The 14,205-nt window shown below is 59.7% G+C and carries 13 protein-coding genes; 4 read left to right on the plus strand and 9 right to left on the minus strand.

Going from position 1 to position 14,205, the window contains the following annotated elements:
- Nucleotides 1-60: 60 nt before the first annotated feature.
- The 4 genes from E4M07_RS05995 to E4M07_RS06010 are packed head-to-tail and all read right to left on the minus strand — an operon-like array spanning nt 61 to nt 4,747.
- Complete coding sequence (locus tag E4M07_RS05995) at nt 61-1,125, minus strand: BMP family ABC transporter substrate-binding protein (RefSeq protein ID WP_136657344.1); 1,065 nt, start codon at nt 1,123-1,125, stop codon at nt 61-63.
- A gap of 27 nt (nt 1,126-1,152) precedes the next feature.
- Complete coding sequence (locus E4M07_RS06000; protein ID WP_136657345.1) at nt 1,153-2,073, minus strand: ABC transporter permease; 921 nt, start codon at nt 2,071-2,073, stop codon at nt 1,153-1,155.
- Entirely contained in the window at nt 2,074-3,168 is a 1,095-nt protein-coding gene (locus E4M07_RS06005) for an ABC transporter permease (protein WP_136657346.1), read from the minus strand.
- Complete coding sequence (locus E4M07_RS06010) at nt 3,158-4,747, minus strand: ABC transporter ATP-binding protein (RefSeq protein ID WP_246660368.1); 1,590 nt, start codon at nt 4,745-4,747, stop codon at nt 3,158-3,160. Before E4M07_RS06010 ends, E4M07_RS06005 begins: the two co-directional genes overlap by 11 nt.
- 280 nt (nt 4,748-5,027) lie before the next feature.
- Here E4M07_RS06010 and E4M07_RS06015 point away from each other — a divergent pair, with 280 nt between their 5' ends.
- Nucleotides 5,028-6,251, plus strand: coding sequence for a UbiH/UbiF family hydroxylase (locus tag E4M07_RS06015; RefSeq protein ID WP_136657348.1), 1,224 nt, complete (start codon nt 5,028-5,030; stop codon nt 6,249-6,251).
- Here the strand turns inward: E4M07_RS06015 and E4M07_RS06020 are convergent.
- Complete coding sequence (locus E4M07_RS06020; protein WP_136657349.1) at nt 6,190-7,176, minus strand: AEC family transporter; 987 nt, start codon at nt 7,174-7,176, stop codon at nt 6,190-6,192. The two genes, E4M07_RS06015 and E4M07_RS06020, sit on opposite strands and share 62 nt — an antisense overlap.
- A 191-nt stretch (nt 7,177-7,367) precedes the next feature.
- Between E4M07_RS06020 and hspQ the strand changes: the two genes are divergently transcribed.
- Nucleotides 7,368-7,700, plus strand: a complete 333-nt coding sequence (hspQ, locus tag E4M07_RS06025; RefSeq protein ID WP_136657350.1) for a heat shock protein HspQ — start codon at nt 7,368-7,370, stop codon at nt 7,698-7,700.
- A gap of 58 nt (nt 7,701-7,758) precedes the next feature.
- Here the strand turns inward: hspQ and E4M07_RS06030 are convergent, their stop codons facing one another.
- The gene (locus E4M07_RS06030; protein ID WP_136657351.1) at nt 7,759-8,379 is read right to left on the minus strand and encodes an invasion associated locus B family protein; all 621 of its coding nucleotides are present in this window, start codon (nt 8,377-8,379) and stop codon (nt 7,759-7,761) included.
- A gap of 354 nt (nt 8,380-8,733) precedes the next feature.
- Between E4M07_RS06030 and E4M07_RS06035 the strand changes: the two genes are divergently transcribed.
- Nucleotides 8,734-10,551 (plus strand): extracellular solute-binding protein, encoded by a 1,818-nt coding sequence (locus E4M07_RS06035; RefSeq protein WP_136657352.1) that lies wholly within the window; start codon nt 8,734-8,736, stop codon nt 10,549-10,551.
- Nucleotides 10,552-10,574: 23 nt separating this feature from the next.
- Nucleotides 10,575-11,237, plus strand: a complete 663-nt coding sequence (locus tag E4M07_RS06040) for a DsbA family oxidoreductase (RefSeq protein ID WP_136657353.1) — start codon at nt 10,575-10,577, stop codon at nt 11,235-11,237.
- Here E4M07_RS06040 and E4M07_RS06045 read toward each other — a convergent pair.
- The 3 genes from E4M07_RS06045 to E4M07_RS06055 form a co-directional block, all read right to left on the minus strand.
- A complete protein-coding gene (locus E4M07_RS06045; RefSeq protein ID WP_136657354.1) occupies nt 11,234-12,619 on the minus strand; it encodes a hypothetical protein in 1,386 nt (461 codons plus the stop codon). The two genes, E4M07_RS06040 and E4M07_RS06045, sit on opposite strands and share 4 nt — an antisense overlap.
- Nucleotides 12,620-12,855: 236 nt before the next feature.
- The gene (locus E4M07_RS06050; protein WP_136657355.1) at nt 12,856-13,542 is read right to left on the minus strand and encodes a hypothetical protein; all 687 of its coding nucleotides are present in this window, start codon (nt 13,540-13,542) and stop codon (nt 12,856-12,858) included.
- On the minus strand, nt 13,514-14,203 hold the full coding sequence (locus E4M07_RS06055; protein WP_136657356.1) for a hypothetical protein: 690 nt from the start codon (nt 14,201-14,203) through the stop codon (nt 13,514-13,516). Before E4M07_RS06055 ends, E4M07_RS06050 begins: the two co-directional genes overlap by 29 nt.
- Nucleotides 14,204-14,205: the final 2 nt, after the last annotated feature.

Raw genomic sequence — 14,205 nt, forward strand, 5'->3', positions numbered from 1 at the left:
GAGATATGCAAAAAGAAAAGGCGCCGGAACGGCGCCTTTTCAATTTATGCAAGAAACCGATTACTGCGGCAGCTTGTCGTCCACGCCCATGACGTAGAAGTTCATGCCCAGCAGCGTTCCGTCATCGGCGGTTTCGCCGTCCTTCAGCCACTCGGAACCGTCCTGCTTGGTGACCGGGCCGGTGAACGGATGCAGCTCACCGTTGGTGATCTTGGCTTCCGTTTCCATGGCCATCTGCTTCACGTCGTCCGGCATGTTGGTATAGGGCGCCATCGTGAGAATGCCGTCGATGAGGCCATCCCAGGTGGACTGGGTTTTCCAGGTACCGTCCATCATCGCCTGTGTGCGCTTGATGTAGTAAGGGCCCCAGCTGTCGATAATGGCAGTCAGCTGGGTGTTGGGGCCTGCCTCGATCATGTCGGAGGCCTGTCCGAAGGCGTGAATCCCGCGCTCAGCGGCGACCTGCATCGGTGCCGTCGAGTCGGTGTGCTGGGTCAGGATGTCGACGCCCTGGTCAACCAGCGCCTTTGCGGCGTCAGCTTCCTTGCCGGCATCGAACCAGGAGTTCACCCAGACGACCTTGATCTTGAAATCAGGGTTGACCGACTGGGCGCCGAGAAGGAAGGAGTTGATGCCCCGCACCACTTCCGGGATCGGGAAGGACGCGATGTAGCCGGCGACGCCGGTCTTGGAGATCTGTCCGGCGATCTGACCCTGGATAAAGCGGCCCTGATAGAAGCGCGAGTTGTAGCTGGTGACATTGTCGGACGTCTTGTAACCGGTGGCGTGTTCAAATTTCACCTTCGGGAACTTCTTGGCGACGTCGAGGGTCGGTTCCATGAAACCGAACGATGTCGTGAAAATCAGTTCGCAGCCCGACCGCGCGAAGCGTTCGATGGCGCGCTCGGCGTCCGGTCCTTCAGCAACGTTCTCGAGATAAGGCGTCTCGATCTTGTCGCCGAAATGATTTTGGAGTTCCTGGCGGCCGATGTCATGCGCCTGGGTCCAGCCGCCGTCGGTCTTCGAGCCGACATAAACGAAGCAGATCTTCGTTGCGGCCTGCGCGGCGGTCCCGCCAAGGCTGACCACAGCGGCTGCCGTTAGTGCCAAAAGTGTCTTTTTCATCGTGTTCACCTCTTCTGTTATGGTGGTTTATCGATCCGGGACGAATGATTGGGCGAGCGAAGCCGGCGTGTTCATCAGTGTCAAGCGCCTGTTCCGCGAGATCAGCACAAGGACGAGTATTGTCGCCAGATAGGGAAGCGCCGACAGGAACTGCGACGGAATTCCGAAGCCAAGCGCCTGGGCATGCAGCTGTCCGATGGTAACGGCACCGAACAGATAGGCGCCGGCGAGCACGCGCAGCGGGCGCCAACTTGCAAAGACAACGAGCGCAAGTGCGATCCAGCCGCGGCCGGCGGACATGTTCTCTACCCATTGCGGCGTGTAGACGAGCGACAGCTGCGCACCTGCGAGGCCGGCGCACACGCCGCCGAACATGACGGCGAGATACCGCGTCTTGATGACAGAGATGCCGAGTGCATGGGCAGAGCCGTGGCTGTCGCCGATGGCGCGCAGCTGCAGGCCGATGCGGGTCCTGAACAGGAACCAGCTGACGCCGACAACCGACAGGATGGACAGGTAGAAGATGATGTCCTGGTTGAAGATCAGCGGCCCGACAAGCGGCAGGCTGGCAAGCAGCGGAATGGCAATCGGTTCGAGCTGGACACCGGGCTGACCGACGAAATTCTCGCCGATCATGCCGGAAAGTCCAAGTCCGAGGATGGTCAGTGCCAGTCCCGTTGCAACCTGGTTGGTCACCAGCGTGAGGCTGAGAAATCCGAAGAGCAGCGAGAAGGCGCAGCCCGCCAGAGCTCCGCACAGCGCACCGAGATACGGATTGCCTGAGAGTTGCGCGGTGGCGAAGGCGACAACGGCGCCCACCACGATCATGCCTTCAACGCCGAGATTGAGGACACCGGACCGCTCCACGACCAGCTCGCCCATGGCGGCCAGCAGCAGCGGCGTCGCCGCTGTCGTAACGGTCAGAAGTACGGCTACGATCAGTTCCATCTAGGCGCCCTCCCCGGCGAGTTCGGCATGCGAGGCGAATTTCAGCCGCACGCGGTAGTGGATCAGTGTGTCGCAAGCCAGGACGAAGAACAGCAGCAGGCCTTGGAACACGCGGGCGATCTTGTCAGGCAGGCCGATCGAGATCTGTGCCGCTTCGCCGCCGAGATAGGTCAGCGCCAGGATCAGCCCGGCGGCAAAGATGCCGAGCGGATTGAGGCGTCCAAGGAAGGCGACGATGATGGCGGTGAAGCCGTAGCCCGGTGAGATCACCGGCTGGAGCTGTTCGATCGAACCGGACACCTCGGATATGCCTGCAAGGCCTGCCAGTGCACCGGAGAACAGGAAGGCGAAGAACACCATCTTGTTCGCGGAAAAGCCTGCAAACCGGCCGGCACGGGCCGACTGTCCGAGCACCGAGACCTCGAAGCCCCTGAGCATGTAGCGCATCATGAACCAAGTCAGCAGCGTCGCGATGACCGCAAAGATGATGGCAAGGTCGGCGCGGCCGGATGCCGGCAGCAGCTCGGGCAGGATCGCTTCGACGTCGAACTCGCGGCTTTCCGGAAAATTGAAGCCTTCCGGATTGCGCCACGGACCGCGCACGATCCAGTCGAGGAAAAGTTGCGCCACATAGACAAGCATCAGGCTCGACAGGATCTCGTTGGTGTTGAACCTGGTTTTCAGCAGGGCCGGTATCGCGGCATAGGCGGCGCCTCCGGCCATGCCCATGATCAGCATGACAGGCAGGACGAGCCAGGAATCCCACTGGTGGAACATGATCGGCACGATCGAGCCGACAACCCCGCCGAGGATGAACTGTCCCTCCGCGCCGATGTTCCAGTTGTTCGACCGGAAGCACACGGACAGGCCGACGGCGATCAGGATCAGCGGCGCCGCCTTGATGGCGAGCTCATGCAGCGACCAGACCTCGGTCAGCGGTTCGATGAAGAAGCTGAAGAGGGCGTCGATCGGGTTCTTGTCGAGCGCGGTGAACATGATGGCACCGGCGATGATGGTCAGCCCGAGTGCGATGAACGGCGAAACGACGGAAAAAAACGCCGAGTGGCCGGGTCTGCGTTCCAGTTCAATGCGCATGGGCGGCCTCCATCCGTGTTTCTTCGACCGGCGTGTCTTCGCCGTGGATGCCGCCCATAAGGAGGCCGATCCGCTCGAGTGTCATGTTCTCCGCTGGCTCAGCGGCCGAAAGCCGGCCTTCATTGATCACAGCAATGCTGGTCGCGACTTCGAATATCTCGTCAAGGTCCTGGCTGATCACAACAACCGCAGATCCCGCATTGGCGAGATCGATCAGCGCCTGCCGGATGCGGCTGGCGGCGCCTGCGTCGACTCCCCAGGTCGGCTGGTTGACGACGATCACCGAAGGTTTCCGGTCGAGCTCGCGGCCGACAATGAATTTCTGAAGGTTGCCGCCGGACAGCGACGATGCATCCGGGTCCTCCCCGGACATGCGAACATCCATTTCCTTGATGATCCGCTCGGACGCCTGCCGGACGACATCGTGCCGGATGACCTTCAAGGGACCGCCGGTCAGAAACTCGGCCGCGTCGGAACGGTGCCTTGCAAGCACCATGTTCTCGGACAGGGTCATCGAGGAGACGGCGGCATGGCCGTGCCGTTCCTCCGGCACAAAGCCAGCGCCAAGAAGACGGCGGGCCGAAATGCCGAGCCGGCCGGCGTCTTTTCCGCAAATGTTGATGTCACCGGGATTGTCGACCAGTTCCTCGCCGGACAGGACGTCGAACAGTTCGCTCTGTCCGTTGCCCGCCACGCCGGCAATGCCGATGATCTCGCCGCCGCGAACCGTCAAATCAATATCCTTGAGCGCCACCGCAAAGGGGGTGCGGGCCGGCGCGGACAGTCCCCGCGCCTCGATGAGCACTTCGTCGGTGACCTTGCCGCCGGTGTTCGAAACGGACTTCACCTCGGAGCCGACCATCATGCGGGCAAGCGATGCCGGGGTCTCGGCACGGGGATCGCAGTCGCCGGTCAGCTTGCCGTGACGCAGGACGGTCGCCCGGTCACAGATGCGCTGGACCTCTTCGAGCCGGTGGCTGATATAAAGGACCGACCGGCCCTCTGAGCGGATTTTCTCGAGCGTTTCGAAAAGCCTGTCGGCCTCCTGCGGTGTCAGAACGGATGTCGGCTCGTCCAGGATGATGAGCTCGGGGTTCTGCAGCAGGGTCCTGACGATCTCGATGCGCTGGCGTTCGCCGACGGACAAATCCGCCACATGGGCGTTGGGATCGAGCGGCAGGCCGTATTCGCGTGAAAGGACTGCGGCCTGCTCGGAGATATTCTCGATGCTGACATCGTCGTCCATGGAAAGCGCGATGTTCTCCGCGACCGTCAGCGCCTCGAAGAGCGAGAAGTGCTGGAACACCATACCGATGCCAAACCCACGTGCCTGTCCGGGGCTGCCGATGGTGACCGGGTTGCCCTTCCAGAATATCTGACCGGATGTCGGCTCCAGCGAGCCGAACAGCATCTTGACGAGTGTTGATTTACCGGCGCCGTTTTCGCCGAGAAGCGCGTGAATCTCGCTGGACTTGATCTCCAGGTCTATATGATCGTTGGCGCGCAATTCGCCGAAGACCTTGGTCAAGCCGCGCACTTCCAATAGGCAATCGCTGTGCCCAGGTTCGTGATGAGCCAAAATTTCCTCCCCCGCATTGAAGCGGATCCAACCGGTAATGATCCTAGGCGCAGTCGGCATATCCCGGAAAGATCGAACGATTATAAAGAGCTTCAAATTTTTGACACATAATTGCAGGCCGCGGTTCTGCTGTCATCCACGAATGATGCAGTGCAAAACATTTGCGCACATGGCCCAATGTTTGGGCTGCGGCAGATGGTCCGACCGACTGTCTTTTCTTATGTTTCATGCGCCGGTGGTGATAGGGTGACAACCGGTGAATACGGTGAGGAAACAGGTCATGGGCGAGACATTCGACATTGCGGTGATTGGCGCGGGCCTCGCCGGTTCCGCTGCGGCGCTCGCTGTTGCGCAGCGCGGATACAAGACTGCGCTGGTTGCGCCCCGACCGGCAGCGGCCGACGGTCGAACCACGGCGCTGATGATGCCATCGATCGAACTGCTTGAACGACTCGGCGTCTGGCCCGAGGTGCGCGCGGCGGCGGCTCCCTTGCGGGCCATGCGCATCATCGACGCCACAAGCCGGCTCGTTCGCGCGCCGACCGTGACCTTCCACGCAAGCGAACTCGAAATCGATGCCTTTGGCTTCAACATACCGAATGCGCCGCTGCTCGAAGCACTGACAACGGCGGTTGAATCGTGTGCCGATATCACGTGTTACCCGAAGGCTGCGATCTCCATAAACGAGGATGCGGAGCAGGCGCAGGTCATCCTGGAAGACGGTTCCGCAATCTCCGCAAAACTCGTTGTGGGCGCGGACGGGCGCAACTCGAAGGTCCGCGAGGCCGCCCGAATCCGGACCCACGACTGGAGTTACCCCCAGACGGCCGTTGTCCTCAATTTCTCGCATGAATATCCGCATGCCGACACGTCGAACGAATTTCACACCGAATCCGGTCCGTTCACGCAGGTGCCCCTGCCCGGCCGCATGTCCAGCCTCGTATGGGCTCTTTCGCCGGCCGAGGCGGAGATCATGCAGGCCAGGCCCAAGGGCGAACTGGCGGTGCTGATTGAGGAGCGGATGCACTCGATTTTGGGCAAGGTGGCGGTGGAGAGCGCCGTGCAACGCTTTGCCTTCAGCGGCATGATCGCGCGCTCGTTCGGCCGCGGGCGCATGGTTCTGGTCGGCGAGGCAGGACATGTCTTTCCGCCCATCGGTGCGCAGGGACTCAATCTCGGCCTGCGCGACGTGCTGGCGTTCGTGGCTGCGCTGGATCGCGCCGGCGGTCCGGCCAACGCCATTGCCGCTGTGCGCGGCTACGATCGCGCGCGGCGCAGCGACGTCGTTTCGCGCACGGCAAGTGTCGATATGCTGAACCGCACCCTGCTGCACGATTTCCTGCCGGTACAGGTGCTGCGCTCTGGCGGGCTCGCGGCGCTCTCGGCCATAGCGCCATTGCGTGTGCTGGCCATGCGCGAGGGCATGGAACCGGGCAGCGGCTTCAGTTTCCTGAGGCGCCCCCAGGGGCGGGAAAGACATCGGCCGGAAGCAGGCCGGCGGTGATCGCGTAAAGCAATGATGAAACTGTAATGACCGAGAGCACGGTGGTGATAAGCACCGTGGCCGAGGCCCGTTCGACCCAGACATTGTACTGCTGCGCGAGAACGAACACATTCGTGGCCGTCGGGAGCGAAGCAAGAAGCACCGCGGTAAAAATCCACGTACTGTCGAAATCCCCGACAAGGCCCATGGCGAGGTAGACCAGCAGCGGGTGGGCGACCAGCTTGGCCGGTACGATATAGGTCAGCTCGAGCGGCATTCTGCGCAATGGACGTAAGGCAAGCGTGACACCCATCGCAAAAAGGGCGCAGGGTGCCGCTGCCTGGGACAGGTAGTCGATCAGCCTCTGGGGCGCGTCCGGAATCGGCAGGTTGAGCCAGGCGACCGCGATGCCGGCCATGGTCGCCAGGATGAACGGATGCAGGACGATGCGGCGCGCGATGAGCAACGCAAGCGTCGGCAACGGGTGCTTCTCGCTACCGGAAATCGCCATCATGCACGGCACGATGGCAAAATGCATGATGTTCTCGAAGCAGAAAATCAGGGCAACTGGAACGGCCGCCTGTTCGCCGAAGGCAAGGATGGCAAGGCTCGGTCCCATGTACCCGATATTGCCGTAGGCCGCCGCCAGTCCCTGTATGGTGCCGGCAGCGATCGATGCCCGCGCCAGGATGATTGCCAGCGCGAAGACCACCGCAAATATCGAGTAGGTGGAAAGAAGGCTCGCGAGTATGAAATCGAAACGCGCCAGCTCTTCGATCGGTGTGCGCGACAGGAGCTTGAAGAACAGGGCCGGAAGCGCGAGGTAGAGAACGAATATGTTGAGCCAGCCAAGCGCATCGGACGGCTGGCGCACAAGCCGGGCTGTCACGTAGCCCAGAAAAATGAGCCCGAAGAGCGGGAGGATTAGCGCTGTGATCTGTGACATGGATGGGAATCGCGGTTGCGATACAATTTGTATTCAGAAACAGCCCATAATCAAGCAATTGTAGCCGGCGAACCGCACGGCCCGCCCGACATGGCGATGCCAAAGTTACCGTTTTGTTACTGGATTCGTCCGAAAGGCGTTGAAATTGCGCGCGTCTTGCCTCTATTAGTGTCTTCAGGAGGCACATTTGGATGCTCAAATCACGGACGGCGAAATTTCAGATTGGTCAGACAGTCAAGCACCGCGTCTACCCGTTTCGCGGCGTCATTTTCGATGTCGACCCGGTCTTCAACAACACCGAGGAATGGTATCAATCCATCCCGGAGGACGTCCGCCCGCACAAGGAGCAGCCGTTTTACCACCTGTTTGCTGAAAACGAGGACACGGATTACATCGCTTACGTGTCGGAGCAGAATCTTCTGCCCGACGACAGCGGCCAACCGGTCCAGCATCCGCAGATTGCCGAGATTTTCGAGGGGTCCGACGATGGTGTCTACAAGCTGAGGGGGCCCGTCGGCCACTGACCGGGATGCTCAAGTCCCGTGGGAATCAAAAGGCGCGGAAAATCCGCGCCTTTCTTGTTTAGTTCTGTTCCTTGGCCTTTTGCTGGGCTTCTTCCAGCTTCTGCCTGGCCGCCTGCGCCTTGCGCTGCATTTCTTCCTGCAGCAGGCGCTGCCGCTCCTGGAGCTCGGACTGCGCGACCGGCTCGCCGTCAAACGCGTCGGTGAAGCCTTTCAGCGACACCTTGATCGGATTGGGCGCACGCTGGAAATTGACCGAGGTAAACACCACTTCGCCACCTCGCTTGAAGGAACTGACGATGGCGTCGGTCAGCGGTACCTGGGCCACGCACTTGTCGGGCATGCAGACCGAATACGGGACCCGCTGGGCCTTGCCGCCGTCAATCTGCATGTTGACGCCCGGCGGGATTGTCCGCGCCGAAGGAACGGAAACCTGAAGCGTCTTGTTGTTGACCTTGCCTTCGACGATGATCAGGCCAACGGCCGTCAGAAGCTGTCCGGTTGATGCGGTGGTGATGTTCTGAACGACACAGACGTCATTGTCTTCCTGTTTGGTGCACACTTTGAACCACCCCTGGTTCGGGCCCTGTGCGTGCGCGGCGCCCATAAGCGACAGGGTCGCAGCCCCTGCAAACACGGTCGCCAGCGCAGTCCTTGCGACTTTTGAGGTCCTGAAGGTCATTCTTGCGTTATCTCCTGGGCTTTCGATATCCAATTGTAACCGGCGGTGCAGCATGCATCCAGTGTGGAACCGGCTCCACCCGTCGTGTCAAATCCGTGGCCGTAGCCGGCGGATCCGCCTCGTCAATCGCGCACTCCCTGTACCTCAAATAAGGCCATTGCAAGGCTTGCCACGCAGGTCTTTAACCGTTGTCTAAGGGCAAATGGCTTCGATGTCACGCCGTTTGGCACGGGCGGGCACGGTTTCACGGGAATTTCCTGTAATAGCCTTAATCGGCGGGCAAAAGCTGGAGCGTTGGAATGCAAGCGGATCGTGCTACGGTTTGCTACGAATCAGCGAAGGATCGCCATGCAAATGTTGTTACGAATTCTAACCGCAACGCTGCTTGCTTTCTGTACGGCAGCGGGATCCGCGCTCGCCAACGATAAAAAGCACGCGATCGCCTCGCATGGCGAGCCGGCACTGGGGCCGGACTACCAGCATTTCCCTTATGTCAATCCCGACGCTCCGAAGGGCGGCCACATCGCCTACGGCGTCAACGGCACGTTCGACAATCTCAATCCGTTCATCCTCAAGAGCATGCGCACGACGGCGCGCGGCATGTGGGATCCGCAATTCGGCAATCTCACCTATGAGAGCCTTATGCAACGCTCGCGCGACGAGCCGTTCACGCTCTACGGCCTGCTGGCGGAATCCGTCGAGTTCGACGAGGAACGGACCTATATCCAGTTCAACATCAATCCGCTAGCCAGATGGTCGGACGGAGAGCCGGTTACCGCTGACGACGTTGTTTTCACCTTCAACCTGCTTGAGGAAAAGGGCCGGCCGCCCTTCTCGAACCGCCTCGACAAGGTTGCGGACATGGAAAAGACAGGGCCGCTCAGCGTGCGCTTTACGCTGACCGAGGACGCCGGTCACGAATTCCCGCTGGTGCTTGGCCTTAATCCGGTACTGCCGAAACACGCAATCGACGTTGATACCTTTGACCAGACCACATTCGAACCACCCGTCACATCCGGTCCCTACCGGATCAAGGAAATCCAGCCGGGAGAGAAGATCGTTTACGAGCGGCGTGACGACTACTGGGGTGCGGACTTGCCGGCCAAGCGTGGCGTCGACAATTTCGGCGAGATCTCGGTCGAATACTTCCTGTCCGGCAGCGCGCAGTTCGAGGCATTCAAAAAGGGTGTCTACGACATCCATTTCGAGGGTAATCCGACAAGCTGGCAACGGGCCTACAACTTTCCCGCCATCGAAAACGGCCAGGTGAAGAAAACGATATTCGAAAACGAGTTGCCGGCGGGCATGCACGGCTTCGTTTTCAATACGAGAAGGGACAAGTTCAGCGACGTTCGCGTCAGGCAGGCTCTGGCCATGCTGTTCGATTTCGAGTGGGTCAACAGAAGCCTGTTCGACGACGTCTATGAAAGGACCGAGAGCTATTTCCAGAATTCCGAACTCTCATCGATCGGAAGGCCCGCGGACGAGCGCGAAAAGGCGCTTCTGGAACCGTTTCCCGGCGCTGTGGAAAAATCCGTCATGAACGGCACCTATCATGCGACAAGGACGGACGGCAGCGGCCGCGACCGCAATGTCCAGCGCGCGGCGCTCAGGCTGTTGAACGAGGCGGGTTACACGATCAACAACGGAAAGCTGATCGACGACAAAGGCCAGCCGCTCACATTCGAGGTCATGACCCAGAACGAAGGGCAGGAAAAGGTCGCCCTCGCCTATCAGCGGAACCTTGCCCTGCTCGGTATCGATATGAGCGTGCGCACGGTGGATGATTCACAATATCAAAGGCGCAGCCAGAACTACGATTACGACTTGATCATCAAGGCATATTCCGCCTCCCTTTCGCCCGGATCGGAACAGGTGTGGCGCTGGGACAGCCGCTCACGCGACGTGCCTGGGACCTTCAACTACGCGGGCACGGCCGAGCCGGCGATCGACGCGATGATCCAGGCGTTGCTCGACGCGCGCTCGCGCGAGGAATTCGTCTCTGCGGTGCGGGCCTTTGATCGCGTGCTGATTTCCGGGCACTATGTCGTGCCGCTTTACTTCCTGCCGGGACAGCGTGCGGCCTACCGGTCGTATCTTGAACATCCGGAAGTGACGCCCATTTACGGCTATGTGCTGCCGACCTGGTGGGACAAGCGCGCCGAAAACTAGCGCCTTCGAGAAAGGATCCGCCGATGACGTCCGTCAATATAGACATCGTTTCCGATGTCATGTGCCCCTGGTGCTACATCGGCAAGAAGCGCCTGGAAGCCGCGGTCAAGGATCTGCCGGAGAACATCGAGGTCGATGTCCGCTGGCGGCCGTACCAGCTCGACCCTACCCTTCCGAAGGAAGGCAAGGACCGGAAGCAGTATCTGTCCGAGAAGTTCGGCGGATCGGAGCGCGCCCAGCAGATCTACGCCAATATCCTCGACGCCGGGCGCACAGAGAGCATCCCCTTCGATTTCGAATCCATCGCGGTTTCACCGAATACGCTCGATGCGCATCGCGTCATCCGCTGGGCCGCGTCCGAGGCCCCCGGTGTCCAGGACCGTCTCGTCGACATCCTGTTCCAGGATTTTTTCATCGAGGGCAAGAACATAGGCGACACGGAAGTGCTTCTCGACGCGGCCGAACGGGCCGGCATGGATCGTGCCATCACCGAGAGCCTGCTTGCGGGACCGGCCGACTGCCTTGAGGTCGAGCAGGAAATAGAGGTCGCGCGAAAAATGGGCGTAACGGGCGTCCCTTGTTTTATCCTTGAGAACAAATACGCGGTCATGGGCGCGCAATCCCCCGAAGTTCTGTCGGAGGCAATCAGCAAGGTCGCAGAGGAAAAGCTCTCGCAGGCTTCCTAGTAGCCGAGGATCTTCATAAGACGGTCGACCATATTCATATGCGTCTGTCCGTCCCCGTGTACCACTTCGAGATTGAAGTAGTCCTTTATGTTCGTCAGTGATGCGTAGTTGGACAGCGAACAATCGTTGCCACGCCTGCTGACGAGCTCGCGCATCACGTTGATTCCCTGGTTGTTGAGCGAGGCGATCCGCTTGTCGACCGTGTGATCCGCACCGTACTTCTTCGTCGATGCCACAAAGGCGAGCGTGTCCTCGTTGCTCTGAGACGGTATCGGCTTCTTCGCCTTATGCACGGATGTGTTGGAGAACGGCGAGTTGATCGACACGCCTCCGCTTCCGCCGGTTTTCCTCGATTTCAATGCGTTGCTGTGAAGAGCGACGATCGGCCTGCCCCGCTGATAAGCCGACATGAAGAGGTCCGTATATTTTGGCGAATAGCGGCCGCACGCCTTTTTGTTTCCGGTAAAATTGCGGTTGGGGTCTATTCCGGCATTCAGGCGCTTGCCTGCACTGTCAACGGAGACAATCTTCCCGCCGTATCTGTAAAGCCCGTACAAGGCGGTATCGAAGGCTACATTCTCATTGTCGTGCGGAACGGCCCATAGGGGCCCGGGCCGCTTGTCCTTGTGCTCGATGATGTGGACGATCCAGTTCACGCCGTTTTCCTTGAACCGATGCTCGCTGACGCAAAGCAAATCGTCTCGGAAATAGGCTGAGTTGCGCGAGAAATCGCCGTCCCTGTCCGTTATCTGGGCAATGTTGCCACATGTGCTTGCATTTTGCTGCGGCGCCGGGTTTTCCTGCACCGCGATTTGCTGTCCCGGGCTTGAATACGCGGGACGCGGGGTCGGCACCGGAATATTGGCAAGCGTCACCACGTCACCGTCCAAAATAGCTTCCTCGATGGTCTGGGCTTCTGCGACCACGACCTCCGGCTCCTGCGCAGGGCCTGCCTGTTCCACCGGTATCTGCTGGGCGACCTCGGCCTGCGGTTCCGCTTCCGGCAGTTGCAGCGCCGATGTCTGGGTCAGGGTCTCCTGGGTGGCGGTAACAATCTTGGTATCGTCGCCGGAGCGCCCGTTTGCCGCGGGTTTCTTGGCCTCATTGCGGATCTTGTTATCGAGGGCAGCCTTCAGCTCGGCGTAGCTCTTGATTTCATCCTGATTGAGACCGGTTTCCTGGTGCCGTGGGTTTTTACTCGCCGTCGTCGCGGATGCCTCGACTCTCTCGGCGATGGCCTGCTCGTCGTAAACGGTGCTTTGTTCAACCTGGGGATCGGGTGCCGGCACGGCCGCAGACGAGTTGGTGTTTCCGCCGGAATCGCAAGACGCAACGAGTGTCACCAGGAATGACAGTCCTATCGTGCCCGGTATGCCAGCCATTTTCCTGATCATGATCATGAACCTTCAAACCCGGTCGTGCCCGTAAATAAAAGTTAACAAGCACTAACTAGTTACACTTAACAAATCGCAAACGTTCCGGTGTTTCTGGTTGTATTCCAGGCGATGTTCTCAGAAAAATGGTTCTTTTTTGCGACGCATCACTTACAGGCGGCCGCCGGCACCGGCCGGCGGGTTCTGCTGTTGCAAAATCGGAGCCTTCAGTTCCTTCGCGCAAGTTACTGTAAAACTAGCCGAAAGAAGCCCCGGCCGCAGTAACCATTGTAGAGTTCGGCCCCGAGCATCGGTCCGCTTATGCCTGTGGGGTTCTTCGGGCGCGGGTCCACCCCGTCGCGCGTGATCGAGATGAAGGAGTTCTGAGTGATCGCGCCCCGCCAGGTGTGGCCGCCGGATACGAACTCGATCGTGCCGTTGTAAAGATACGCGGACCCCGAGTAGTAAGTCTTGCAGATCCTCGCTTTGGCACCCGAGTATTCGGTGTAGTAACCGCGCTCGAACCGCACCGGTCCGGACAACTGGTCACCGCCAACCTGGCTGCCGACCGGCAGCGAGTCGTCGCTGACGTTGTCGCAGTATTTGTCGACGACAGCCTGAGCCGCCTGGCCCTCGACAAAGTTCGAATTCAACCTCGAATAGACCGCCAAAGCCTTGTGCTGACCGCAGCTGAGCGACGCGCCACCTTCCGCGGGTCCCCCTTGGGATGCCCCGCCTCCGTGACACAGCTCGTTCAATTCGTCGATCGTATAGCTGCCGATATCCGAGCTGCCCAGCTTGGGGCAACCCTTGTTCAGGCGCAGTTTCTGGGCGTCGGCCGGCATCACCGTCCAGGCCGTCGCGACCGACACAATCAGCGCGAAAGCTTGCAGTGTGCGCGCGCTATTCATCACAGTCTGCTTGTGAAACATATGCTATCCCCATACTTGATAATGTTATCACATCACCCGCAACGGTATTGAAACCCTGCAGAAAAGTGACGTATCGCTCCGGGCCGAGCCCATGGTGACTGTCACTCTCGATCACCCGGTCGCCGAGACGGTAAAACATCGTCGTCAGCTTGATATGATTGATGTCGAAATCCTGGGCGCGCCATCTCATGTAGCCGCCCGTCAGAAAATCTGCGTGCAGCTCAATGCATTTCACCCTGTGTGGATTTTGCTCGACAAGCATATTCAACAATCCATGTTTGTGCTGAAATGCATGCGCGGTTTCGTGAGCAATAATGGCAATGACGTTGTTGACGTTTCCCGGCGGATTGGCCTTTTCGAGCAAGAAAGAATCGCCAAGCACAAGATTGCCGAACTCCATGTCGTAGTAGGCGCCGTATTCCTCCTCATCCAGGCAGAACTCGTTGATATTTATATCGAAAAACTGCTCCAGCTCCGACTTCGTGGAAATGAGCAAGTCGCGGAGGAATTCAAACCCGATATCGTAGACCGGGGTTTGAGATTCTAAGGGGCATTCTGCCCGCGCAGGCTGCGTCGTTGCCATCATCGCGACCAGCAAGGCGCAAATCAGGGATCCGAGTACGGATCGCAGACGCAGGACGTGGCGGCGCGGGTTCAACATCG

The organism is Nitratireductor sp. XY-223, from assembly GCF_004959855.1.
Classification (GTDB): domain Bacteria; phylum Pseudomonadota; class Alphaproteobacteria; order Rhizobiales; family Rhizobiaceae; genus Hoeflea_A.